The sequence below is a fragment of the Permianibacter fluminis genome (assembly GCF_013179735.1).
Lineage (GTDB): Bacteria > Pseudomonadota > Gammaproteobacteria > Enterobacterales > Permianibacteraceae > Permianibacter > Permianibacter fluminis.
Map to the genome: position 1 here is coordinate 130,272 of NZ_JABMEG010000003.1, position 25,441 is coordinate 155,712.

Sequence of the window (25,441 nt, forward strand, 5' to 3'; positions counted from 1 at the left end):
GATTTCAAAATGAGCTCCAACCGGCCCTACCTGCTGCGTGCCGTGTACGAGTGGATTCTCGATAACCAGTGCACGCCGCATTTGCTGGTCGATGCCCGTGACGAGCGGGTCAAAGTGCCGCGTGAACACGTGCGCGACGGCCAGATTGTGCTGAACATCAATCCATCAGCGGTGGGTCAATTTCACTGGGACAATGAGCATCTGGAATTTTCCGCCCGGTTTGGCGGCGTTGCCCGCAGCATGTGGATTCCGTTGACGGCCATTCTGGCAATTTACGCTCGGGAAAATGGTGAAGGCATGGCCTTCACGTCGGAAACCGAAGACGCCGAAGCGGAGCCGACACTTGCGGCAGATGAAGCGACTGACAATGTTGCGCGGTTGAAGCCGGAGCGGACGCCGTCTGCCGAGTCCGAACCGCCGGAACCGCCAACGCCACCGAAGCCGGCCGGTGGTAACCGCAGCCATTTGAAGGTCATCAAGTAGCGGCTATTGTGTCGGCTGTTCGCGCTGGCGAGTGCAATCACGGTAACGGACATACAAGCAACAGACACACCCGCAACCGCTGTGTCGCAGTCGTTCAATCGCAAAACAAAAAACGGCGCCTCGGCGCCGTTTTTTGTGTATTACCCATTGCGACTCAATCACCATACTCAAATAGCTGAACCACTTTCTGGACGCCGCCGGTGCCGCGGGCGATATCGGTGGCGCGCACTGCTTGCTCGCGACTGACCAGACCCATCAGGAACACTTCGCCATTTTCGGTGACAACCTTGATTTTGCCGGACGGAAAATCCGACTCGGTCAGCAGTGATGTCTTGATTTTGGTGGTGATGGTGGAGTCTGACATGGCGGTCAGTGCCGAGCGCGGACCGGCCACCTGCATCTCGTTGTAGACCTTGCGGACATTCGGGACGTTGGCGACCAGCTCGGCCAGGGTCTGCTTGTAGCTGACCGTGGGGGTTTGGCCGACCAGCAATACGATGCGGTTGTAACTGACCACTTCAACGTGGCTTTGATCGGCGATGTCAGTGCGCTCGCGGATGGCATTGATCGCGCGATTCTCAATCGCCTCGTCATCGAGCTGGGTACCAAACGAGCGTGAATCCTTGGCCGACATTGTGCCAGCGCCGGCGCCGGCCACAACGGCGCCAAAGCAGCCGGCCAGCAGCGTCAGCAACGCGCCGGCAAGGCTGGCGCGCAGCAGTGTGGACTTTGCAATGGACTTCATTTTCATGCCGATTTCTCTGGGTCGGAAAACAGGGTTGGGCGTCAGCTGGGCTCATTCGCCCGGTGTGCCGAACAAGCGGCGATCGATGTAATCGCACAGGCAGTGAATGACCAGCAAATGGCATTCCTGAATGCGCGCGGTCGAGTTGGATGGCACCCGCACTTCGACATCATTCGGACCGAGCAGGCCGGCCATGTTGCCGCCATCGCGGCCGGTCAGCGCGACGATGATCATGTCGCGATTCAGCGCCGCTTCCATGGCGGCGATCACATTGCGGGAATTGCCGCTGGTGGAGATCGCCAGCAAGACATCGCCCGGTTGCCCGAGCGCGCGGATTTGTTTTGCGAACACTTCGTTGTAGCTGTAATCGTTGGCGATTGAGGTCAGGGTCGGGCTGTCGGTGGTCAGCGCAATGGCGGGCAGGCTCGGCCGCTCGCGTTCAAACCGGTTCAGCATTTCTGACGAAAAATGGGCGGCATCACCAGCCGAGCCGCCATTGCCGCAGGCCAGAATCTTGTGGCCATTGAGCAGCGATTGCACCATGGCTTCGCCGGCGCGGGCGACCGGTTCGGTCAGCAGATCCACGGCCGCGATCTTGGTTTGTATGCTTTCGTTGAACAGATCGCGGATGCGTTGTACCGAATCCATGTGTTACTCCTCAGGCAGAATTCTGGGTGAGCGCGCAATCAGGGGATTGCGCGCTCAGGTGCTGAAGGCATTCTTCAGCCATTGCAATTCATTGCCGCTGATGCTGACCACATCGAACCGGCAGGCGCGGCGCTGATGTTCCGGATGCTGTTGCAAATACAATTGCGCGGCCAGCACCAGTCGCTGCTGTTTGCGCCAGGTGACCGACTCCGCACCGCTGCCGTAGCGGCTGTTGTTGCGGACCCGGACTTCGACAAACACCAGCGACTGCTGTTCCTGCATCACCAGATCCAGCTCGCCGCCGCGAAAGCGGACATTGCGCGCCAGCAAGGTGAGGCCGGCCTGCTGCAGATGCGCCGCAGCACGGTCTTCGCCCTCACGGCCACGCAGCAACCGCTGTAGCGCGTCGGTCAGGCCCATCAATCGGCGCTCGGTGGCACCGGCAGCGGTTCGGTGGCGGCTTGGGTTGCCACCGGTCGGCCATCGCGGAACCGGGCCCAGGGCAGCGCCCGGTGGACCCGGCCAAACTCGTCGATGCGCAGCAAGCCGGACAGGCCGGAAACCCGGTAATCCGGGAACGCCGACAGCCGGGTCAATTCGGGCAGCAGCCGCCAGGCATCATAACCGAGCGCGAACAGCCGACCTTGGCTGCCGGTCGCCGCTGGCCACAGCCCGGCGATGCGTTGACGTTCCGCCGTGGTCGCGTCGCCACTGTCGAGCAGCCAGGGCACATCGCAAAATTCGATACCGTTCAGCTCCTCGTCGAGCTGCGGTTGCGGCTGGCCGCCAAACAGTTGCGACGTGGCCAGAATCGGGATGTCCTCGCCACGGTACAAATTCAAAAATGGTTTCAGCTGGCGAGCGCTGGTCGGTTTGACCGTCAGCAGGATCACCTCGATGTCCTGTCGCCGGCGCACCTGAAAGCCCAGTTCCTTGCCCAGGGTCTGCTGCAGCGCTTTCATGCGCTGACGCGAGCTGTCGACGCCCAGCATGGCGGCTACGCTGGCCTCGATTTCCTTGTCATTGCCAAGCTTGATATTGGCCAGCACGGTGCCGCCGCCGGCCTCGAAGGCCTGCTGCATCGTCTGCGCCGCGCGGTCGCCAACGGCATCCTGATTGCTGACAATCATCGCTTGTCGGAAGCTGGTCAGCGCGCGAGTGGCCACTTGCTCCGCTTCGTCTTCCACCGGCAGCCCGAACTGGAACAATAGGTCGGCGCGCTGGTTCGGATCGTCGGTCATGTTCATGGCCAATGTCGGCACCGGCAAGGCGCCGAGCGCGCTCAGCTGCAGCAGCTGTTCCTTGACCAGCGGGCCGATGACCGCGCCGGCGCCATCGGCCACGGCTTGCCGATACAGCGTGACAAAATCGCCGCCTGCACTGTCATAGACGCGGATTCGCAGCGACGGGTCGGCATCGCCGCCGCCGTAGTAACCCGCCAGAAAACCATCGCGGACTATCCGGCCGGTGGCTGCCAGCCGGCCGCTCAGCGGCAGCAGCAGAGCCACCTGGCCAACTTCGATGCGATTGGCCTGGGCGGCCCGGCTCAGTTCTTCCGGCAGGTTGCTGGCGGCAGGGTGGGTCGGGTAACGCGCCTGCCATTGCGACAGCGCTTGCGGCAGGCCGTCCGGGGTGCGGCTGTAGCGCTGATAAAGCAGCGCCAGATCCAGCCAGCCAGCCAGCAGCCCACTCTGGATCTGCGAGCGATACTGGAACAGGGTGTCGTAGTTCAGCGGTTTCAGCAGCTGCCAGATGGCCTGTTCATTGGCCGGCCGCTCACTGCGGTCAAGCTGGTTGCCCAGCACCAGCCGGGTTGCCGCGGCCTCGACCGGGCGGCGGTCGCCAACCAGCGCGTCGACTTTCAATTGCAGGAAATGCCGGTAATCGTCGCGATCCATCCGATCTGGCCGCGGTACCAGCTCCAGCGCGGCGACCGCCTCGCTGAACCGGCCGACATTCAGCAAGGCCTGACCCCGGGCCCGATGCAGCCGTTGCCGGTCGTCCTCGCTGAGCGGCTGATCTTTCAGGCTTTCCAGCACCTCGACCGCCTGATCATTGCGCTGCTCGTTCAGCAGCAGTTCGCCCGCCGACAGCCGCATCAACGCGGCCCGGGTACCGGTCGCCGATTTGGCGGCCTGCAGGAAGTAATCGGCATTGCGCAGCGGCGGGTGGTCGTCCGGACTTTGCACCCGCAGGTCATCGACACAGCCGGTCAATGGCATCGCCACGAGGCTGACAAGCAGCAACCAGCGGCAGATTTGGCGGGGATAAGGCATCATGCGCACTCTTCGGACCACAGCAATCGGGCCGCTATTATGCCGTCAGGGGCAGGAGTTTTGTACGTCGTTGCGACACCCATCGGCAATCTTGCCGACTGGTCGGCACGTGCTGTCAGCGTGCTGCGCGCCGCGCACACCGTTTATGCCGAAGACACCCGGCACAGTCAGACGCTGCTGAACCATCACGACATCCGGACGCCGCTGCGTTCCCTGCATGAACACAACGAACAGCAGCGTGTGAGCGAATTGGTCGAGCTGTTGCAACAAGGCCACGATCTGGCGCTGATCTCCGATGCCGGTACGCCGCTGATCAGCGATCCCGGTTTCAAGCTGGTGCGGGCATTGCGGGCACAGGGCTGCCGAGTGTCGCCGTTGCCGGGCCCCTGCGCATTGATCGCCGCACTAAGCTGCGCCGGCTTGCCGACGGATCGCTTCAGCTTTGAAGGTTTCCTGCCGGCAAAAGCCGGGGCGCGGCGCGAGCGCTTGCAAGCGCTGGTCGCGGATCCGCGCACCTTGGTGTTTTACGAAGCGCCGCACCGCATTTTGGAAACACTGCAAGATTGTGCCGACATCCTTGGCGCCGAGCGCGATGCCGTGCTGGCCCGCGAACTGACCAAAACCTTCGAAACGTTTCTGGATGGCACGCTGACTGAACTGGCCGCGCGTGTTGCAGCGGATGACAACCAGCAACGCGGCGAAATTGTCTTGATGATCAGCGGTGCAACAGTCAGCGACGAATCGGCGGATGCCGGTGAAGCGGAGCGGGTACTGCAACTATTGTTGCCGGAATTGGCATTGTCGCGCGCGGTGGCCATTGCCGAACAATTGACCGGCCTGCCGCACAAACTGCTGTACAAAAAAGCGCTGGCCATGAAGAACGCGTTGCCCGATTGACAAGCAACGCTCAGTCAACTTTCACCACTTGCATGCTGGTTTCGGCGCCGTTCGTGGAGTAATGCAGCGGTACGGTTTCTGTGGGCAGATGCCGATTGCACTCTTTGCAGGTATACAGTGACACCAATGCCAGCGGTGCCAGCAACGCCATTTTCGGTTTCGGATTTGCCCGCACGACGCCGGCCGGCAGCAGTTGGCGAGCAGGAATGCGCTGATACTGCTGCCCCGCAGCGGCGTAGCGCTCATAGTGATAATCATAAAGCGGGACTGCTGTTTCCTCGGCGCGACCCATTGAGCTGAATGTCAGGCTCATCATACTGAAGCCGGCCAACAGAAAACGAACGGTTGGTCGAGTGATCATGGCGTCATCCTTGCTCTGGGGTGGGCAGACAGTCTGGGCGGAGTTTGCTGAATGTCGGCTTAATCCGGATGTTGCGACCATCCGCTTGAAGCAAAAAGCGCAGCGTGTTTTCGGCTTTCATTGCGCAAGAAAAAAGGCCGCATTGGCGGCCTTTTTCTACGTGACAAACTCAGCTTCTCAGCAAACCGTTCAGCAACCGCCGCAAGCTGCGTTCGGCCAGCTGCCAGTTTTCCTTGCTGTCGCCATTGAGCAGCAGATGAAACTCCCAGTGCGCCATCGAACCCAGCACCAGATGCGCATCTGCCACCGCATCGGCTGAGCCGAGCGCCTGGAAAAACCGCTCCAGCGTGTTCAGGTGGGCGCGGTCCGGGACCTGCACATCGGACGCCAGCTTGTCGTTGCGCAGCGCTTCCTGCCGGAAGGCCTGTTCGACTTGGCGGCCATCGCGGTCGGCGAGCTGGCTGCGCAGGAAGTGCATGACGAAATCCGTTAACGAGTGCGCCATTTTCTCCCGGCCTTGCGGCGTCGACAGCGCACTCTTGCTGCTGTCGAGGGCAGCGAAGGTATCCTTTTCCAAGGTCCGGGCACCGGCCAGCGTGCGCTCGGCAAACAGGGTAAAGGCATCGCTGATCAGCTCGTTCAGATCGCGGAAGTAATAGGTCGTGGCGGCCAGTGGCACTTGCGCTTCCTGCGCGACGGCACGGTGGCGAACGGCGCGCAGGCCGTCACGGACGATGATGCGGAGGGCGGCTTCCAGAATGGCCTGACGACGGGCGTGACCGTCAGCGCGTCGGGTCTTCCGGCCACGGTACTCCATGGTGGCAGGTACAGCGTCAGACATGGGATTCCATCCATTGTGCTCGGGAATTTCACGAAGCATAGTTCGCGCGGCGCGAGCGTCCAGCGAGCGGGACCCGCGTGTCAGAATTTAGCGGTCAAACAGCTGTTCTCATAACCAAACGTTATCAAATCCCGCCTTGCTGGTTCCCGGAACACCATGTTAGTTTCGCTGCAACCCCAGATTTCGGGCCTTGTGGAAATTCCGATGTCCTTGCGCAGCAGCAGCATTCTCGTACTCGTACTTATTACTGTAATCCTCGGATTACGGTGCGGGACGGTATGCGCGCGAGGTAAGCAGTAAGCAGTAAAAAAACCTCCAGATGACAAACCCCCCGCACCGAAAGGTCCGGGGGGTTTGTCGTTTCTGGGGCTTGTAAAAACCGATTCCGGCAATGCATTGGCAGTTTGAACACGACGACACGACCTAAACGACAAACTCAAGGAGCTAAGCAAAATGACCAAGATGTACTTCGAAGACGACGCCCATCCGGCGGCATTGCAAGGCAAGCGCATCACCATCATCGGCTATGGCAGCCAAGGCAAGGCGCAAGCCCAGAACCTGCGGGATTCGGGCTTCGAAGTCACCATTGGTCTGCGCCCGCAGGGCAAGACCTGGATCGCCGCCCAGGCCGACGGTTTCAAGACCAAGCCATTCGCCGAGGCGACCAAAGATGCCGACGTGGTCATGATCCTGACCCCGGATCTGGTTCAGAAAGCGATCTGGGAGCAGGACATTGCGCCGAACATCAAAGCGGGCGCGATGCTGATGTTCAGCCACGGCTTCAACATCCACTACAACCTGATCAAGCCGCCGACCAACATCGACGTCACCATGGTTGCGCCGAAAAGCCCGGGTCGGCTGGTTCGCACCGAATACCAGAAAGGCGCCGGTGTGCCCGGTCTGGTCGCGATTCATCAGGACGCCAGCGGTACCGCCTTTGATCGCGCGCTGGCCTACGCCCATGGCATCGGTTGCACCCGTGCCGGCGTGCTGCAAACCACGTTTGCTGAAGAAACCGAAACCGATTTGTTCGGCGAACAAGCCGTGCTGTGTGGTGGCGCCACCGAACTGGTCGCGGCCGGCTTCGATACACTGGTCAAGGCGGGCTATCAGCCGGAAGTCGCCTACTACGAATGCCTGCACGAGCTGAAGCTGATCGTCGATCTGCTGTACGAAGGTGGCTTCGCCCGCATGCACGATTTCGTTTCCGATACCGCCAAATACGGCGACCTGAGCCGTGGCCCGCGCATCGTTGATGCCGGCACCCGCGAGCGCATGGCGAAAATTCTCGACGAGATCCGCACTGGCGAATTCGCCCGCGAGTGGATTGCCGAGCACGAGTCGGGCGGCAAGCGCTACCGCGCGCTGATGGAAGCCGATTTGGCGCATCCGATTGAAAAAGTTGGTGCGGAATTGCGCGCCCACATGCGCTGGTTGCCGGGCAATCAGAACGCGGAGTCAGCGGCCAACGGTGCCTTTGCAACAACCGGTGGTGGCGCGCTGAATCCGAAAGCGGTCGCCTTTCGCGAAACCGAAAAATACTAACCGTCGGCTAACGCGAACAGGAAACCATAACGTGAACGGCGCGCAAGCATTGTGCAAAGCCCTGGAAGCCGAAGGTGTCGAGATCATCTTCGGCTACCCGGGTGGCGCCATCATGCCGGTGTACGACGCGCTGCTGGACAGCACGTTGCAGCACATTTTGTGTCGGCACGAGCAAGGCGCGGCGCTGGCGGCTGACGGTTATGCCCGGGCCAGTGGTCGTCTGGGTGTGTGTATGGCGACCAGTGGCCCGGGCGCCACCAATCTGATCACCGGCATCGCCAATGCCTACATGGATTCGGTGCCGATGCTGGCCATCACCGGGCAAGTGGCGAATCCCTTGATCGGCACCGATGCCTTTCAGGAAGTCGATGTGTTCGGCATGACGCTGCCGATCGTCAAGCATTCGTTTCTGGTGCGTGATGTCAACGATCTGCCGCGCATCGTTCACGAAGCCTGCCAGATCGCGATGAGCGGTCGGCCGGGCCCGGTGCTGATCGACATTCCGAAAGACGTCCAGAACGCGATCTGCAGCGCCGAGCTTGCCATGCCGAAAGCAGAAAAAGCGGCCGAACTGGATCGGGCCGGCATTCATCAGGCACGTGCCCTGATCTCATCAGCGCAGCGGCCTTTGCTGTATGTCGGTGGCGGTGTCGTGCTCGGCAATGCCAGCCAAGCCTTGCGCGATTTTGTCGAAACCACACAGATCCCGCTGGTCAGCACCTTGAAGGGTTTGGGGGCCGTGTCATTCGAGCATCCGCTCAATTTGGGCATGCTGGGCATGCACGGAACCAAGGCGGCCAATTTTGCCGTGCAGCGCTGTGACTTGCTGATTGTTGTCGGCGCCCGCTTTGATGATCGTGCTACCGGCAAACTGGCGGCCTTCGCACCAAATGCGCGGGTGATTCATCTGGATATCGACGATGCCGAGTTCGACAAGCTGCGCCACGCTCAGATCAGCCTGCGCGGTGACCTGAAATGCTTGCTGCCTGCGCTCGCTGTGCCGGCCCATTGCGACAACTGGCGCGAACAATGTCTGGCGGATCGCCAAGCGTTTGCGTTTCGCTATGACGCGCCGGGCACCGGCATCTACGCGCCCGGTTTGCTGGCCGCGTTGTCACAGCAAGCCGATGACAATACCTATGTCAGCTGTGATGTTGGTCAACACCAGATGTGGGTGGCCCAGCACTACGGTTTCCGGGCGCCGCGCCAGCATCTGTCGAGCGGCGGTCTGGGTACGATGGGTTATGGCTTGCCGGCGGCAATTGGTGCGCAACTGGCTTGCCCGGAAGCGCGGGTGATCTGCGTCAGTGGCGATGGCTCGTTCCAGATGAATCTGCAGGAACTGGCGACCATCAACCGTTACAAGCTGCCGGTCAAAATCGTGCTGCTGGACAATCAGGCGCTAGGCATGGTGCGGCAGTGGCAGCAGCTGTTTTTCGCCGGCCGCTACAGCGAAATCGATCTGTCGGACAACCCGGACTTTGTTGCGCTGGCGAAAGCCTTCGGCATTCCGGCCGTGCGCATCGACAGCCGCTCGCAGCAGGATGAGGCGATTCGCCTGCTGCTGGAAACCGAAGGGCCGCTGCTGCTGCACGTGGCGATCAATCCGCAAGAAAACGTCTGGCCGCTGGTAGCGCCAGGCAAAGCCAACGATGACATGATGGAAGGAGAAGGCGCATGGACAACGTGATGTTTCTGACCGTCCGCAACAGTGAAGGCGCGCTGGAGCGTTTGTTGCGGGTCACCCGCCATCGCGGTTTTGCCGTGGACTCGCTGCTGGTGCAGAACGGTCGTGATCCGTCGCTGTACGAAGTCACGCTGCGGCTGTCGGGTGAGCGCGAAAGTGACAATCTGCAGAAGCAGTTGGCCAAACTGGTCGATGTGGTTGCGGTGCAATCCATGGCAGCGCAGCCGATGTTGCGGAACGCGGTGTAAGTAGACTGAGATGAAGCCTGCGGTCCTGCTCTATGACACCACGCTACGCGATGGCGCCCAGCGTCAGGGCATCAGCTTTTCGCTGAACGACAAGCTGCGCATCAGCCAATTGCTGGCCGATTTCGGCATCGATGTCATCGAAGGCGGCTGGCCGGGTTCAAATCCGAAGGATGCCGAGTACTTCCGGCAGGTGCGCGAGTTGAGTTTGCCACATACCCGCGTTGCCGCCTTCGGTAGCACCCGGCGCGTGGATCGGGCAGCAAGTACCGATCCGCAGCTGTTGGCCTTGCTGGACGCGCAAACGCCGGTGGTGACACTGGTCGGCAAAAGTTCGCCGCTGCATGTCGAGTACATTTTGCGGACCACACGCGAGGACAATCTCAAAGTCATTAACGACAGCGTCAAGCTGATGAAAGACGAAGGCCGGGAAGTGGTGCTCGATGCCGAGCACTTCTTCGACGGCTTCGTGGAAGACAGTGACTATGCGCTGGCCTGTTTGCAGGCGGCGAGCGAAGCCGGCGCCGATTGGCTGGTGCTGTGCGACACCAATGGCGGCAGCCTGCCGGCGCAGATTGGCGCGGTGGTGACGGCGGTGCGGGCAAAACTGACCACGCCGATTGGCGTGCACTGCCACAACGACAGCGAGCTGGCGGTCGCCAATTCGCTGGCCGCCGTGCAGGCTGGTGCGCGGCAAGTGCAGGGAACGATTAACGGCATTGGCGAGCGCTGCGGCAATGCCAATCTGGTATCGATTCTGGCCAATCTGGCCTTGAAGACGGATTACCGCTGTCAGGCCGCCAGTCAGCTCGCAAAGCTGACCGGGCTGTCGCGCGCGGTTGCCGACATCGCCAATCTGGCGCCGGATGCGTTTGCGCCGTTTGTTGGTGTCAACGCCTTTGCCCACAAAGGCGGGTTGCATGTCGCCGCCATTGAAAAATTGCAGGCGAGTTACGAGCACATTGACCCGCTGCTGGTCGGCAATGGCCGGCAAGTGATCGTGTCGGAGCTGGCGGGGCGCGGCAATGTCCGGCTGCGTGCGCGCGAACTCGGCCTTGATGTTCAAGGCGAAGAGCTGGGCATTGCCGAACAGATCAAACTGGCGGAAGCGCGCGGCCTGCAACTGGAAACCGCCGATGGCAGTTTCGAACTGATTGTCCGCCGTCATCAGGCCGGCTATCAGCCGCCGTTTGCGGTGCGTGATCTGCATGTGCACACCGCGCAGCGTGAGGGCATCAGTGAACCGAGTCTGGCCACGGCCAAAGTCGCGGTGGCAGCCAAAGAGGAACTCACCGCCGCCGAAGCGACCGGCCCGGTTGCGGCCATCGATGCTGCGCTCAGAAAAGCGCTGAAACCGTTCTATCCTGAACTGGAAGGCGTGCGCCTGACCGATTACAAGGTGCGCATTCTGGACCCGGAAGCCGCGACCGGCGCGACGACACGGGTCTGGATCGAGGCCGCTTATGGCGAGCAGCGCTGGTGTACCGTCGGCTGTTCCGACAACATCATTGCTGCCAGCGCCGAAGCGCTGTGTGACAGCCTGGAATTATTTGTGCTGCGGCTACAAAGCCCGTGCTTTGCAGCGCAGCCATTGACTGATATACCTACTGATATTGCTACTGAAACCGCTACTGAAACCGACTACGACGTAAACAAAGGAAACCACCATGGCCGCTCTGAACGCACCTGCGAAAATCTGGCATAACGGCCAGATCAAACCCTGGGCTGATGCCTCCGTGCATGTAATGACCCATGCGCTGCACTACGGTTCGTCGGTGTTCGAAGGCATTCGCGCCTATGACACACCGTCGGGCACCGCCATTTTCCGGCTTGGCGATCACATTCAGCGCTTGTATGACTCAGCCAAGATTTACCGCATGGACATTCCTTACACCCGGCATGAAGTGGAAACGGCCTGCAAGGAAATCGTTCGCACGAATGGTCTGAAGTTGGCGTATCTGCGACCGCTGGCCTATGTCGGCTATGGCGGCATCGGCATTGTCCCGGATGCGGAGACGCCAATTGATTTGGTCGTTGCCGCGTTCGAGTGGGGCGCCTACCTCGGTGCCGGCACGCAGGAAACCGGTGTCGATGTCGGCGTGTCGAGCTGGCATCGGTTGGCGCCGAACACCATGCCGACCGGCGCCAAGGCCGGCGGTAATTATCTATCCGGCGCGCTGATTGCTCGTGAAGCTCGTCGCCACGGTTATCACGAAGGCTTGGCGCTGGATCACAACAACATGGTCTCGGAAGGGGCCGGTCAGAACGTGTTTCTGGTCAAGAACAAAACCATTTACACGCCGCCACTGACCGCGTCGATTTTGCCGGGCATCACCCGCGATACCGTGATGGTGCTGGCGAAGGAGTTGGGTTACACGGTCAAGGAAGAAAACATCGCCCGCGAATCGCTCTATGTCGCCGATGAGATTTTCCTGTGCGGCACCGCGTCGGAAATTGTGCCGGTGCGGGCGGTCGATGGCCTGAAAGTTGGTGCGGGCAAACGCGGTCCGGTGACTGAAGCGATCCAGAAGAAATTCTTCGGTCTGTTCAATGGCCAGACGCCGGATATCTGGGGCTGGCTGGATCCGGTCGAGAACCCGGCCTCGGCGTTTGTCCACGCGGCTTACGCCTGATTTTCTGGTAGGAGCGAGCTTGCTCGCGATGCCTTTGCTGGCTGAATGAATCGCGAGCAAGCTCGCTCCTACACCATTCTTCTTTTGAAAAGATCTGTCCATGCCGACCTATCGCTCCAAAACCACCTTCACTGGCCGCAACATGGCGGGCGCCCGCGCGCTCTGGCGCGCTACCGGCCTCGGTGACAACGATTTTCACAAACCGCTGATCGCGGTGGTCAACTCGTATTCGCAGTTTGTGCCGGGCCATGTCCATCTGAAACAGATAGGCGAGCTGGTGTCGGAAGCCGTGCGTGGTGCCGGCGGCGTGCCGCGCGAATTCAACACCATTGCTATCGATGACGGCATTGCCATGGGTCACGGCGGCATGCTGTACAGCTTGCCGTCGCGCGAATTGATCGCTGATTCGGTCGAGTATGTCGCCAACGGTCATTGCGTCGACGCGATGATCTGCATTTCCAACTGCGACAAGATCACGCCCGGCATGTTGCTGGCGGCGCTGCGGCTGAACATTCCGGCGTTGTTTGTTTCCGGCGGTCCGATGGAAGCCGGCAAGGTCGTCCGTGGCGGCGAAACCATCAAGCTGGATCTGGTCGATGCCATGGTGATGGCCGCTGATCCAAACGTTTCCGATGAGCAAGTGGCCGAGACCGAGCATAACGCCTGCCCAACCTGCGGCAGTTGTTCCGGCATGTTCACCGCCAACTCGATGAACTGCCTGCTGGAAGTGCTGGGCTTGGCGCTGCCAGGTAACGGCACGATGCTGGCCAGTCACACTGACCGGCGTGAATTGTTTGTCCAGGCCGGCAAGACCATCGTCGAGATCACCAAACGCTATTACGACGGCAATGAAGCGCAGTTGTTGCCGCGCGCCATTGCCAATTTCGCCGCCTTTGAAAACGCCATGACGCTGGACATCGCGATGGGTGGCTCGACCAATACCGTGTTGCATTTGCTCGCGGCTGCGCATGAAGCCGGTGTGCCGTTCACCATGACGGATATTGATCGGCTATCAAAGAAAGTGCCGCATCTGTGCAAGGTCGCGCCGTCGACGCAGAAATACCATATCGAAGATGTCCATCGCGCCGGCGGGGTCTACGGCATTCTGGCCGAACTGAGTCGCGCCGGTTTGTTGCATACCGAAACCGCGACCGTGCACAGCGCGACGCTCGGCGCTGCCATCGCCCAGCACGACATCACCCAGAACGTGACCGAGGCAACGCGGCAATTTTATCGCGCCGCACCGGGCGGCTTGCGCAGCAGTCAGGCGTTCAGCCAAAGCGCGCGCTGGCCAACATTGGACACCGATCGCCACGACGGCTGCATTCGGGATCGCGCCCATGCGTTTTCCCAAGACGGTGGTTTGGCGGTGCTGTCCGGCAATCTTGCGGTCGACGGCTGCATTGTCAAAACGGCCGGCGTCGATGCCAGTTGCCTGACCTTTACCGGTCGCGCGCGCGTGTTCGAATCGCAAGACGATGCGGTGCAAGCCATTCTGGCTGATCAGATTGTTGCCGGTGACATCGTGGTCATCCGTTACGAAGGTCCGCGCGGCGGCCCCGGCATGCAGGAAATGCTGTACCCGACCAGCTATCTGAAAGCAAAAGGACTCGGCAAAGCTTGCGCGCTGATCACCGATGGCCGCTTTTCCGGTGGCACTTCCGGTTTGTCCATTGGCCATGTTTCGCCGGAGGCGGCCAGTGGTGGCGTGATTGCATTGGTGCAGGAAGGCGATCGGATCGACATCGATATTCCGCAACGCCGGCTGGAGCTGGTTGTGCCGGCGGCCGAAATTGCCCGACGCGAGGTGGCTGAGCGTGCCCGCGGCAACGCGGCGTGGTCGCCACGGCAACGCGTGCGAGAGGTGTCGCAGGCGCTGCGCGCCTATGCGCTGTTTGCCAGCAGTGCGGACAGAGGTGCAGTCCGGCTGCTACCCGGTGAACCCGTTTCCCGGTGAGCCTGTCACCCGGCGAACCTGTTATTCGGTAAGCCAGTTTCCTACTGAATCTGTGATTCGGTGAATCCGGCGCCCGTCAATCTGACTGTGGCGTAATCGCCGATTCGGGCGGCAACGCACAGATGTGCTGCCCGGGTCGGCGACTCCTGCGTTATCATGCCAGCCTCACAGCAAATCCGGGCCGCCGCTGGCGCGCCCGCGTGGTGGATGATGCGCAAACTTCCGCAAAACAAACTGTATCCAATCATCTTCGCGCTGGAGCGGGTGCCGTCCTTTGTGCCGGACAACGCCTTGTGCGATACCTTCGCGCCCGGCCTGACGATCGTCTTTGCTGTCGAAGATGAGCTGAGCCGGGTTTTCATTACCGAAGACAATTTGCCCGCGCTGGGTTTGCAGCGTTTTGAGTTGTTGCTGACTGCGCTCAACAATTTGCGTGAGCGGCTGTCGAAAGTCGAACGCATGGGCCGTGGTCCAACGTATCTGTTGAAAGCCAATGGCCGCGACGAAGCTTGTTTGCTGCTGCTCGATCATTTCTGGGATGGCATGGCCAAGGACGTGGAAGGCGAGCTGTTGGTGGCGGTACCGGCCCAGGCCTGTCTGGTGTTCACCGGCTCTCGCGCCAAAGCCGGACTGACCTTGCTGAAAGCGGCAATCAAGGCGCTGGCCGGCAGTGGTGATGCCCGGCTCAGCGATCGGATTTATGTTCGTCGCAACGGCGGCTGGGAAGAATACGGCACCGAAACTTTGGTGCTTTAGCTTGCTGTGAGCGCAAAAAAAGCCGGCTATTGCCGGCTTTTTTATTGCTGGAAAATCCTGCTCAAGGCGAACCGGTCATTGGTGCGGATTCGTTTTCCGGCAGTCGGCTGAACGGATTGTCCTTCGCCACCTTCCATTCGATTTTGCTTTGCGGTCTGGCGAGCACGGTCACCACATCAGTCATCACGTTGGACAGCTCAGTCAGGTTGTCCAGATCGATCAGGTCAATCTGATCATTGAGCGCGTGATAATGCTCCTGACCGCGCCAGACCGACAGCGAATGGGCCGGAATGCCGAGCCAGTGTGGCGCCTGTTCGCTGCCGATATTTTTCACCGACGCAAAGGCGGCATTGTCCGAGCGCAGGAACAGATGCCAGTCCGGATACGGATCGGCTTCCAGCGACCAACCTTTTTGCGCCAGCAGCGGTTTCAGCGTGTCGAACAATTCTGAATGTTGCCAGCCGGTCATCCACAGGTTGCGTTGGTGTTTGCCTTCGGTGACGCCGACCATTTCAAAATTCAGATTGGTCACGATGCGCGCCAGCGGTAGCAACGGCTGCTGGACAAAATGCGCCGAGCCCTTCAAACCAAACTCTTCGCCATCCCAGGCCGCGAACACGATGCTGCGCGTTGGTCTGGCGCCGCCGCGTGCCAGCTGCTGCTGCAATTGCCGGGCAATGCCGAGCATGGTGGTGACGCCGGAGGCGTTGTCATCGGCACCGTTGAAAACGTGATCGTCACCGACGGCTTTGCTATCGGTACCAATATGGTCGTAATGCGCGGACAGCAAAATGTACTCGGCGCTAGCCGCCGGCTGGGTGCCCGGCAACACCGCCAACACGTTGCGACCGGCGAACGTGCTGCCATCCTTGCCGGTAATGGTGAACGGCTGGAAATAGCTGCCATTGGCGGCCAGTGGTTTCAGGCCAAGCGCGCGAAACTCCTCCGCCAACCAATCGCCGATGCGCTGCTGCTCGGGGCTGCCGGTACGCCGACCGGCCGCGGCATCGGCGGCCAGGGTGCTGAGCCAGCGCTGGCTGGCCGCCAAATCGGAGGCCGGTGCTTGCGCGCGCACTGCGGTGGTACTGGCAGCGAACAGCGCCAGTGTGATCAAAAATCGCTTCATGCCGGATAGGCCTCTTTTTGTCTGCGGGATGGCGTCACCGCTTTGGCGGGACATCAAGGCAAATCGCTGCTCGCGTCATACGCCAGTTCTCTCGGCCAGACAGCGACCGCCGGACCCGCCGGCGCCTGCTATGCTTGCAGCAACCCTCATCGCGGATTGTATCGCGCTCATGCCCTTGCGTCGGCTTCTGGTCGCTCTTTGCTTGTTACTGAATGCATCCGTGCCGTCATGGGCGGCTGCCGAGCAGGATGAGTCCCGATGGCTGGCGGAAATCGCCAGCATCCGCGCGCTGACCGATGAGGCCGCTACCCAGCAAGCCGTGGCTGCACTGGCCAAGCAGATTCCCGCCGAACGAACGCCCGAACTTGAGTACCAGTGGTTGTCTTTGCAACTGGCCATGGCCTATTTGCGTGAGGACAGTGCGCAGGCGCAGCAGCTAACCGACGCACTGGCTGCGCTGGCGCAGCGCAGCGGTCTGGTGGCTCCACGCATCGAGAGCATGGTGGCGCAGGCGCAGAACCTGAAGGATGCCGGCAAACCGGCCGAAGGTCTGGCGCTGATGCGGGAAGCGTTGGCGCTGCTGCAAAAAGTCAGCGATTTGCGGCTGCGCTATCTCGTGCACAACCGCGCCGGCATTCTGTATTCCGATGTCAGCGATTTTGAAAATGCCCTGGCTGAACATTTGCAGGCGCTGCCGCTGGCGGAACAGTCGGGTCCGCAGCGGGCACCGCGCGAACTGCAAACCTTGAATAATCTCGGCGCGCTCTACCTCAATTTGCGGCAACCGGACCAGGCGCTGAGTTATCTGCAACGCGCGCTGCCGCTGGCCGAGGCCGGTGGCAACAAGCGCATGCTGGCCACGCTCAATCTCAATCTGGGTTATGCGCTGTCATCGTTGGGCCGGCATGACGAATCCAAAACGGCATCACTGAAAGCTCTGCAACTGGCGCGCGAAATCGGTGAACGCAGCAGCGAAACCACGGCGTTGACCAACCTTTCAGACGATGCCCTGCAGCGCAAGGATTTTGACGAGGCCATCAATTACGCCCAGCAGTCGCTGGTGCTGGCGCAGCAAATCAAAGCGGTCAGCACCGAGGCGATCGCCCGCGCCAATATTGGCATTGCGCTGGTCGGCAAAGGTTTGCATCGACAAGGCTTGCAGGAGCTGCGCTTATCTCGGCAAACGTTTCAATCGATAGGCGATTTGGCTACCGAAGATCTGGTGCTGACCGAGTTGGGCACGGCGGCCGAGACTGCCGGTGAACAGGCCGAAGCCATCGCCAGCCTGCGTCGGCAGATCAGCGTTCGCGAGCAACTGTTTTCGGCCTCGCGGCAACGCGCGGTGACGGAGTTGCAGGAACGCTTTGATGCCACTGCCCGGCAAAAACAAATCGAATTGCTGGAGCGCGAGAATCAGCTGCAGTCCGCCGAAATCGACAACCGACGGTTGTTTCAATGGGTGGTTGGTCTGGTCGCGCTGACCGTTGTTTTAGCTGGCGCGGTGGTCACGTTGTCATATTGGCGGGTGCGCGATGCCAATCGCCGCTTGCAGGCGGCCAACGCCCAGCTGGCCGATCAATCGATTCGCGATCCACTTACCGGCCTGTTCAATCGGCGCTCCTTTCAACTGGCAATGGATCGGCGCTGGAACGAACAGGAACGACGCACTGACAGCGATACCACGGTCGATGCCTTTGTCCTGCTCGATATCGATCACTTCAAGCGCATCAACGACAGTTTTGGTCACGCCGCCGGTGACGCCGTGTTGATTGAAGTGGCGAAGCGACTGAGTTCAGGCATGCGCGATCGCGACATGGTGTTGCGTTGGGGCGGTGAGGAATTTCTGTTGTATATCCGCGGCACCACCAGCGAGGCGCTGCAGGATGTGGTGGCGCGGGTTCTGGCACGGCTCGGCACCACGCCGGTTGAGCACGATGGCAAAGCGATTGCGGTGACCGCATCGGCCGGTTTTGTGCCGTTGCCGTTTGGTGATTTGCCGGAAGCGGAGTTTGGTTGGGAGCGCGCGGTACTGCTGGCCGATCTGGCGCTGTATCTCGGCAAAGGCCGTGGCCGCAATCGCGCCTACGGCGTGCTGAAGGTCAACGGCAACTATCAGGAAATCGCTCCGGCGCTGGAACAGAATCTGGCGCACGCGATTCGCCATCATTTGGTCACGGCAGTGGAGGTGCTCGGCCCAGGTGCCGCACCAGCGGAAGAGGATGATTGATTCAGGCCGTTAGCGGCGTCATTTTTTTGCGATGACGCTGAAGCTTTCGCTGCGTGGCAGTTGTTGCAGGGCGCTGGCGAGTCCGGCTGGCGGCACGGTCAATTTGCGCGCGGTCAGATCCAGCCAGGCACCGGTTGAAATCACCCGCGCGGCCAATTCGCCGCTGTCCTTGAAAAATTCATTGCGCAGCTTGAACCGGCTGCCGTCGTCGCTGAGTGCTTCCAGTTGCAGGGTCACCGTGATCGGCTCCAGCAAGCGAAACTCCCGGTAGTAATCCACCTCGTCGCGAAACACCACCGGACCAATCTGCAACCTTGTGAACTCGCTGGCCGGAAAACCGCAGTCTTGAAAAAAGGTGAAGCGCAGATCGGCGGCAAAATTGAAATAGGCGGTGTTGGCCATGTGGCCGTTGAAATCCATATCGGCCCAGCGGGCGATGAACTGGCGGGAAAATGCCGCAGTCATGATCGGGATGCTCCTTGCCAGCGTTCAGGTATTGCTGGTCGCCGCATTCATGGTCGGCGGACTCATGGTCGGGGCTGCGCCAGCCGCATTGCTTTCGTCACGGCGCGACTGGCAGTCGCGGAAACTCACGCAGCAATTGCGGCCCTGCTCCTTGGCGGTGTAGAGCGCGAAGTCGGTTGCCTCGAATAATTTGTCGGCGCTTTTCTCCTCGCAGTCTTCGAGACTGCCGACGCCAATACTGATGGTAATCGGGTAGCCATCGGCGCCATCACCTTGCACCGTGCTGCGCAGCCGCTCCGCCAGCACCCGGGCATCGTCATGGCTGGCGCCCGGTAGAATCACGGCAAATTCCTCGCCGCCGTAACGGCAGGCCAGATAGGGCTTGCGCACGTGCTTGCGCAGGGCATGGGCCACCCGCTTGATGGCTTCATCGCCTTGGGCGTGACCATGGCGATCATTGAACTGCTTGAAATGATCGATATCGAGTACCAGCAGCGCCAACGGTTTGCGCTGCTGTATCGCCACGGCGGTGGCGGCCGGCAATTTGTCATCGAACAAGCGGCGATTGCCGAGCTGGGTCAGGGCATCGGTGCGGCTTTGGTGTTGCAGCTCGTTCATCCGGCTGCTCAGGGTCAGTGACAGCAAAATCATTTCCAGCAGCGAGCCGATCTGCCAGCTGTTCTGGGTCATGAAGGTGTGCGGCAGTACGCCGAATATTTTCCACAGATAGATGATCGAGCCAGCCAGAAATGCGCCCCAGGCGAGCAGGAAATAGCGCGCCGGAATCGACCCGGCCATGGCACTGACACAGCCCATGATCAGCATGAACACCACCGACAGCAAAATCAGCAGCGTCACCGGCACGATCAAGGTGGCATACGGCAGAATCGGCGCCGCCAGTAGCGCCAGCAAGGCGACGCCCTGCAGCGCTTTGGCCAGTTTGTCCAATCGCGGCGCGTAGTCACGGGCATGCAAAATCATTCGGGCGAACTGCAGCGCTGACAATAGCGACGCGCACAGCAACACAATCAATCCGGTGTTACCCCAGGTCGGGCTGTTCGGCCAGAGAAACTGGAAGGCGAGGCCGTTGTGCGTGGCCATGTACAAACCAAAGCAGGCAACGTAGGCGAAGTAAGCCAGGAACGCTTTGTCACGCACCGCGACAAAAACCAGCATGCTCCAGACCAGCAGCATGATCACGGCGCCATAATAAATTCCGTAGGCCAGTTGCTCGCGACTGATCCCGGCCACCAGCTTGGCCGGACTGGTCAGCGACAGGCTGATGTCGATGGGCCCTTGCGATTGATAGCGCAGGTAATAGGTCCGGTCCTGCCCGGCCGGCACCGCCAGCGGAAAAATGAAATCGCGATGGGCGATGTCACGCTCGGCAAATTTGCGTCGGTCACCGGTGCTGTGCCGTTGCCAGTTGCCGTCCTCGGCGCGCTCATACAGATCGACGTAATCAATCAGCGGATAGGTTTGTCGCAGCATTGCCACCAGCCGCTGGTCGCTGGCGTTGCGCAGTGTCAGTCGCGCCCACCAGACCGACGGCGTAAAACCGATATTGGTGCTCTTCAGACTGGCCAGCTGAAACGCGGCACTTGGCACGGCGACGTCGGCGATGTCGAGCTGGCCGGTTTTGTCTTCCAGCAGTTCGAGATGGCCGATCAGTTGTTCCTGAGCCATGGTCTCGCTCAGTGCAAATGCCGCTGCCTGATCGGCTGCCGCGCGCGGCGCCAGCAGTATCGCGCTGCCGGTTGCCAGTATCGACAAGCTGAAGGCGAGTGGCGCCAGCCGGCGCAGCGGGGCGGAAAGGCGGGCGAGAAACGTGACGGCGCGCGACAACATAAGTCTGATCTTCCTGCGTTGTTTTTCTTGTGCAAGGGGTGGGGTGCACGGCAAAGCCGGTTCATCGCAAATCGGGTGATCGGCACCCCCGACCACTTGGAACAGCCGTGACAAATAGCTGACCGGGCGCTAGTGTGCGCGCAGAGCGCGAGTGCTGCAATCGCAGCGCTGCCGCACCGCCGGGCGGTCCGCGCCACGATAACGAAAAACAATTCAAGGAGCACGGCTATGGTGGGGAAAATTGTGAAGTGGCTCGGTCGCCGCTGGCAGGGCCTGATGGCACTGTCGCTGGGGCGCGTGCTGAAATGGCTGCTGGCGGTCGTTGCTGCGCTGGTGCTGCTGGGGGCTGCCGGCTTTGCGTGGTTTGTGCTGTGGCCGGTACACAATATTCCGGCGCTGGAACCTGTCGATGAATACGTCTACCTCGATCAGAACTGGGGTGAGGGTCAGCAAGCGGCCGGCCGCGAGCGTTATTACTACACCGGCCAGGGCGCGTCGATGCCGCAGGGGGCTTCGCTTGGCGCGGTCCGTTATGACTGGTTCGTCAAACTGGAGCTGCCGTTTTCCGAGCAACGCTTTGCCGACCCGGAACATCTGCGCAAATACCGCTTCATTGTCGATCCGCAGCCGACACCGGCCAACCCAGATCACTTGCCGGTTGGTTTCAGCAAGCATTTTGATCCCGGTGTTGGCGAATACGTGCTCGACATCAGCTGTGCGGCCTGCCATACCGGTGAAATTCATCAGCAAAAGGCCGGCAAGCGTTACGCCATTCGCATTGACGGTGGCCAGGCCATGCATGCGTTCACCGACATGTCGCGCGGCAGTTTTGCCCCGGTGCTGCTGGCCTCGCTGATCGACACCGTAATCAAGCCGTGGAAATTTGATCGCTTTGCCAAAAATGTTTTGGCCGAAGGCTATCCGACCGGCAAGCCGCAACTGAAAGCCGCGCTGTGGGCTTCGATCAAGGCGATGTTGGCCAGTGGTCAGAACAATCCATTGCGTAATCTGTATCCGGTGCACGAAGGTTTTGGCCGCACCGATGCGCTAGGCCGGATCGGCAATACCGCGTTTGGTGATCATCTGGTGCCGGCCAATTATCAGCAAGGCGATGCGCCAGTCAGCTATCCGTATCTGTGGAATATCTGGAAGTTCGACTGGGTTCAGTACAACGGCTCGGTGGCGCAGCCGCTGGCGCGCAATATCGGTGAAGCGCTCGGCGTCGGCGCCATCAATCCGCTGCGTAGCGACATGAACGAACCGCTGCCGGCTGCCGAACGCTTCCGTAGCAGCGTCGATATCGCGGCGCTGCAACGCATCGAACACAACCTGCAAAAGCTGACGCCACCGCGCTGGCCGGAAGCGCTGTTGGGCGCGATCGATCCGGTCAAGGCCGCGCAGGGTGAGATGCTGTTCAAGCAGCATTGTCAGGGTTGCCATGGCCCGCATCCGGCCGATGCCGCCCGCCAGCAGGCGAGCGCGCCGCTGAAGCCGTCGCCGGATCTGGAATGGCGCATTGAAGTGATTCCGCTGGAACATATCGGCACTGACCCGACCGCCGCAAAAGGTTTTATTGAACGCCATTACGATCTGAGTGCCACCGGCCTCAGCAATGCCGACCTCAGTGCCGCACTGCGGCCGCTGTTCCAGCGTCAGCTGGCGCGCGATATTCGGTTCCGGCTGCGTGAGGTGATTGATCTGCGAACGCAGCAGCAGCGACCGCTCGGTGACTTGCCGACGCTGCTGGCAAACTACCCGGACCCCGATGCCAATGCCGTGTTGCAACTGCCGGTTGACGCGTTCCGGCAAATCGATGGCGCGCTGTCGGCCTTGCTACCGGCACCGGTGACTCTGACAGACGCACCGGCCGATCCGCTGAACTGCGATCTGGATTGCCACACCGCCAACCTGTTATGGAATGTCCGGCAAGCTGCGGCCGCCATCGAGCAGCGACTGGCCGCACTGGATGTCAAACATATCGATGAAGGCTTGGCGCTCAACATCACTGGCATTCTGATCAAGAACCGGTTCTATGCCGATTACGGCATCGATTACCCGACCCAGCAATGTCTGGAAGGTTTTGGCGCCCTCGATTTGCCGCAGGTGATCGCCGGTTACAAACCCAGGCCGCTGGAAGGCGTGTGGGCGACGCCACCGTTCCTGCATAACGGCTCGGTACCGACGCTGTATCAAATGCTGCTGCCACCAGAACAGCGGGAGAAAAAATTCTTTGTCGGCCGCCGTGATTACGATCCGGTTCATGTCGGTTACCTGACCACGCCAGATGAAGACGGCGACGCCGACGGTTTCTGGCTTGATACCAGCATTCCCGGCAATCACAACAGCGGTCACGCATTTGCTGCCGATGCCACGCTCTGGCAACAGCATCTGCAGGATCCACAAGCCCATCCGTTGCCATCCGGAGTGATCGGGCCGGAGTTCAGTGACGAACAGCGCTACGCCATCATCGAATACCTGAAAGTGCACCGCGACCCGCCAACGCCCGCCGGCTATGAGCCGCCACAATGTCAGCTGTGGGGGCAATCACTGTGATTCGCGCAACTGAAAACCAGAGCAACACGCCGATTGGCACATCGGTCAACACACCAATCGACGCACCTTCGTACAGCGCCGATTTTGCTGCGGTTGCCAGCGCCGAGCAGCAATGGTTGCAACAGCGCCGCGCGGCTGCCGGCGGTATTGCTGCCGAAGCGCCAACGGTCGGGCTGGCCTTGTCCGGCGGCGGTATCCGTTCGGCTTCATTCAATCTCGGCGTTTTGCAGGCGCTGCAGCGCAAAGGATTGCTGAGCCGCATCGATTATCTGTCGTCGGTGTCTGGCGGCGGTTATGTCGCGTCCTGTCTGAGTTGGCTGCGCAGCCAGTTTCCGTTTTCTGCCCGGCAGGAAATCGGCTCTTTGCCGCTCGCCAGTGGTCATGGCTCGGTGCTCGACTGGTTGCGCGCGCACGGCAGTTATCTGATTAGCGGTCGCGGCTTTTCCGGCTGGGCGCTGGCTGGCAGCATTTTGGCGGGCACTCTGCTGAATCTCATCGTGTTGCTGCCGCTGTTCTTGCTGCTTATCGGTGGCGCGAGCCGCGACTGGATTGCCTTGTCGTGGCCAGCCTCGCTTCATTTGCCCGGCGCTCATGCCCTGACCGGACACGACGGCTTCATGCTGCTGGTGCTGGCGGGAGTCGCAGCCTGGTTGTTGTATCTGCTGGCCATGCTGGTCTTTGCGCTCAGCACCGTATTGCCACCGTTGCGCCGGCTGACGGCCGATTTTTTCTTTCGCCGGTTGTTCGGCCGCTTGCTGGCCATCGGCGTGATTGGGCTTGCGGCCGGATTGCTGCCGGTGTTCACCGGCATTGAAGAAACCGTCATGCGCTATGTGCGGGTGGATGGTGCCGGTGAAATCGCTCGCCATCTGTCTTATTTGCTGCCGATGCTCGGTGGTGCCACCGCCATGTGGCGAGCCAACAAAAGTGGCGCCGGCACGGTCGCTGTGATCGGTCTTGGCTTGTTGCTGTACAGTTTTTTCACTCTGCTGTATCACCTCGCCAATCATACCGAGCTGATGTCGTCGTCGTTGTTCGTCGGCTGGTGCGCGCTGTCGCTGGTGCTGGCAATGGTGGTGGATATCAACGGCATTTCCATGCACAGCTATTATCGCGGCCGGTTGGCAGAAGCGTATCTGCCGGTGGTGAAAACGGCCGATGCGGACACCAGCACGCGCTTGCCATTGCAGTTCCGCTTGGCGGAGCTAAGCCCGCAGTCCGGCTCGCCGCTGCATTTGATCAACACCACCCTGAACACCACCAGTTCCAATCAAGAAAAACTGCGCAGCCGCAACGGCGAGAACATGGTGCTGTCAGCGCTGTACTGCGGTTCGACCAGCACCGGTTTTCGCCGCACGCAGGATTACCTGAACGGTGGCCTGACCCTGTCGACAGCGTTTTCGGTTTCCGGCGCCGCGGTTGATCCGGACATGTATGCCACCAAGGCGCGGCCGATCAGTTTCCTGATGTCCCTGCTGAACATCCGGCTCGGCATCTGGACGCTGAACCCACGGACGCCGCCGCGCAAGCTGCGGTTGCCGGCCTGGTACCAATTGATTTTGCGCGAGATGCTGGGCGTGGGATTGGCCGAAACCCAAAAGCACATTCATCTGGCTGATGGCGGCCATTTCGAGAATCTCGGCGTTTACGAATTACTGCGGCGGAATTGCCGTTACATCATCGTCAGCGATGCCGGCGCCGATCCGGATTGCACGCTGGCTGATCTCGGCAAGGCGGTGCAGCGGGCGCGGGCCGATTTCAACGTCGAAGTGGATATCGACGCCGATCGGTTCTACCGCGAACGTGGCGAGGCGCTGCGGCAACAGGTGCATGTGCTGGGCAACATCCGCTATGCCGATGGCAGCACCGGCCGCTTGCTGTATCTGAAGGCGATGCTGTCGGACAAACTGAGCGCCGATATCTACGGCTATTGGCGCAGCAATCCGGCGTTTCCGAATCAATCCACGGCCGATCAGTTCTATGACGAGCAGCAGTTCGATGCCTATCGTGAGCTGGGTCTGCAGCTGATGTGGGAGATACTCGGCACGGCGGACAAGCCAACGATTGAAGCGCTGTTTGACCGAGCCAGTGAATTGAACGCGATGAACGCCGCATAGTTCGCGTAAGTGTTGGCGTAAAGCGTGTTGT

20 protein-coding genes and 1 pseudogene are annotated in these 25,441 nt (G+C 60.7%); 12 read left to right on the forward strand and 9 right to left on the reverse strand.

All coding sequences use genetic code 11. The features are described from left to right. Window positions 1-9 precede the first annotated feature (9 nt). Entirely contained in the window at window positions 10-483 is a 474-nt protein-coding gene (locus tag HPT27_RS18685; RefSeq protein WP_172246792.1) for a ClpXP protease specificity-enhancing factor, read from the forward strand. A 154-nt stretch (window positions 484-637) separates the two neighbouring features. On the opposite strand, the gene HPT27_RS18690 is transcribed toward HPT27_RS18685, so the two are convergent. From HPT27_RS18690 to HPT27_RS18705, 4 genes are read right to left on the reverse strand one after another with little or no spacing between them, the layout of a single operon-like run. After that, on the reverse strand, window positions 638-1,234 hold the full coding sequence (locus tag HPT27_RS18690; protein ID WP_172246644.1) for a BON domain-containing protein: 597 nt from the start codon (window positions 1,232-1,234) through the stop codon (window positions 638-640). Window positions 1,235-1,279: 45 nt separating this feature from the next. Further along, a complete protein-coding gene (locus HPT27_RS18695) occupies window positions 1,280-1,876 on the reverse strand; it encodes a phosphoheptose isomerase (RefSeq protein WP_172246646.1) in 597 nt (198 codons plus the stop codon). Window positions 1,877-1,930: 54 nt separating this feature from the next. Next, complete coding sequence (locus HPT27_RS18700; protein ID WP_172246648.1) at window positions 1,931-2,296, reverse strand: YraN family protein; 366 nt, start codon at window positions 2,294-2,296, stop codon at window positions 1,931-1,933. Next, window positions 2,296-4,155 carry a penicillin-binding protein activator gene (locus HPT27_RS18705; protein WP_172246650.1) on the reverse strand — a complete coding sequence of 620 codons (1,860 nt, stop codon included), beginning with the start codon at window positions 4,153-4,155 and terminating at the stop codon, window positions 2,296-2,298. Before HPT27_RS18705 ends, HPT27_RS18700 begins: the two co-directional genes overlap by 1 nt. A gap of 36 nt (window positions 4,156-4,191) precedes the next feature. Between HPT27_RS18705 and rsmI the strand changes: the two genes are divergently transcribed. Further along, window positions 4,192-5,049, forward strand: a complete 858-nt coding sequence (gene rsmI, locus HPT27_RS18710; protein ID WP_172246652.1) for a 16S rRNA (cytidine(1402)-2'-O)-methyltransferase — start codon at window positions 4,192-4,194, stop codon at window positions 5,047-5,049. A 10-nt stretch (window positions 5,050-5,059) separates the two neighbouring features. Here the strand turns inward: rsmI and HPT27_RS18715 are convergent, their stop codons facing one another. Together HPT27_RS18715 and HPT27_RS18720 are read right to left on the reverse strand one after the other, a co-directional pair. After that, window positions 5,060-5,410, reverse strand: coding sequence for a hypothetical protein (locus HPT27_RS18715; RefSeq protein ID WP_172246654.1), 351 nt, complete (start codon window positions 5,408-5,410; stop codon window positions 5,060-5,062). A 169-nt stretch (window positions 5,411-5,579) separates the two neighbouring features. Beyond that, window positions 5,580-6,251 carry a TetR/AcrR family transcriptional regulator gene (locus tag HPT27_RS18720; protein WP_172246656.1) on the reverse strand — a complete coding sequence of 224 codons (672 nt, stop codon included), beginning with the start codon at window positions 6,249-6,251 and terminating at the stop codon, window positions 5,580-5,582. Between the two features lie 453 nt (window positions 6,252-6,704). Between HPT27_RS18720 and ilvC the strand changes: the two are divergent. From ilvC to HPT27_RS18755, 7 genes and pseudogenes are all read left to right on the forward strand, one after another. Further along, a pseudogene (gene ilvC, locus HPT27_RS18725) lies at window positions 6,705-7,721 on the forward strand (ketol-acid reductoisomerase); the annotation flags it as partial. Between the two features lie 106 nt (window positions 7,722-7,827). Beyond that, window positions 7,828-9,486, forward strand: coding sequence for an acetolactate synthase 2 catalytic subunit (ilvG, locus tag HPT27_RS18730; RefSeq protein ID WP_172246660.1), 1,659 nt, complete (start codon window positions 7,828-7,830; stop codon window positions 9,484-9,486). Then, window positions 9,474-9,731, forward strand: coding sequence for an ACT domain-containing protein (locus tag HPT27_RS18735; RefSeq protein WP_172246662.1), 258 nt, complete (start codon window positions 9,474-9,476; stop codon window positions 9,729-9,731). Before ilvG ends, HPT27_RS18735 begins: the two co-directional genes overlap by 13 nt. A gap of 10 nt (window positions 9,732-9,741) precedes the next feature. Then, window positions 9,742-11,433, forward strand: coding sequence for a citramalate synthase (gene cimA / locus HPT27_RS18740; protein ID WP_172246664.1), 1,692 nt, complete (start codon window positions 9,742-9,744; stop codon window positions 11,431-11,433). Next, window positions 11,396-12,361 carry a branched-chain amino acid transaminase gene (locus HPT27_RS18745; protein ID WP_172246666.1) on the forward strand — a complete coding sequence of 322 codons (966 nt, stop codon included), beginning with the start codon at window positions 11,396-11,398 and terminating at the stop codon, window positions 12,359-12,361. Before cimA ends, HPT27_RS18745 begins: the two co-directional genes overlap by 38 nt. Before the next feature lie 100 nt (window positions 12,362-12,461). Beyond that, entirely contained in the window at window positions 12,462-14,318 is a 1,857-nt protein-coding gene (gene ilvD, locus HPT27_RS18750) for a dihydroxy-acid dehydratase (protein ID WP_172246668.1), read from the forward strand. 207 nt (window positions 14,319-14,525) lie between these two features. Next, complete coding sequence (locus tag HPT27_RS18755; RefSeq protein WP_172246670.1) at window positions 14,526-15,074, forward strand: DUF1444 family protein; 549 nt, start codon at window positions 14,526-14,528, stop codon at window positions 15,072-15,074. Window positions 15,075-15,135: 61 nt separating this feature from the next. On the opposite strand, the gene HPT27_RS18760 is transcribed toward HPT27_RS18755, so the two are convergent. Next, window positions 15,136-16,200, reverse strand: a complete 1,065-nt coding sequence (locus tag HPT27_RS18760; RefSeq protein WP_172246672.1) for a M28 family peptidase — start codon at window positions 16,198-16,200, stop codon at window positions 15,136-15,138. Window positions 16,201-16,420: 220 nt separating this feature from the next. On the opposite strand from HPT27_RS18760, the gene HPT27_RS18765 reads away from it, so the two are divergent. Continuing rightward, complete coding sequence (locus tag HPT27_RS18765) at window positions 16,421-18,427, forward strand: tetratricopeptide repeat-containing diguanylate cyclase (protein WP_172246674.1); 2,007 nt, start codon at window positions 16,421-16,423, stop codon at window positions 18,425-18,427. An 18-nt stretch (window positions 18,428-18,445) separates the two neighbouring features. On the opposite strand, the gene HPT27_RS18770 is transcribed toward HPT27_RS18765, so the two are convergent. Together HPT27_RS18770 and HPT27_RS18775 are read right to left on the reverse strand one after the other, a co-directional pair. Then, a complete protein-coding gene (locus HPT27_RS18770) occupies window positions 18,446-18,892 on the reverse strand; it encodes an acyl-CoA thioesterase (protein ID WP_172246676.1) in 447 nt (148 codons plus the stop codon). A gap of 24 nt (window positions 18,893-18,916) precedes the next feature. Next, window positions 18,917-20,740, reverse strand: a complete 1,824-nt coding sequence (locus HPT27_RS18775; RefSeq protein ID WP_172246678.1) for a sensor domain-containing diguanylate cyclase — start codon at window positions 20,738-20,740, stop codon at window positions 18,917-18,919. Between the two features lie 228 nt (window positions 20,741-20,968). Here HPT27_RS18775 and HPT27_RS18780 point away from each other — a divergent pair, with 228 nt between their 5' ends. Beyond that, window positions 20,969-23,293, forward strand: a complete 2,325-nt coding sequence (locus HPT27_RS18780; protein ID WP_211198122.1) for a di-heme-cytochrome C peroxidase — start codon at window positions 20,969-20,971, stop codon at window positions 23,291-23,293. Next, entirely contained in the window at window positions 23,290-25,410 is a 2,121-nt protein-coding gene (locus tag HPT27_RS18785) for a patatin-like phospholipase family protein (RefSeq protein ID WP_407951159.1), read from the forward strand. Before HPT27_RS18780 ends, HPT27_RS18785 begins: the two co-directional genes overlap by 4 nt. Window positions 25,411-25,441: the final 31 nt, after the last annotated feature.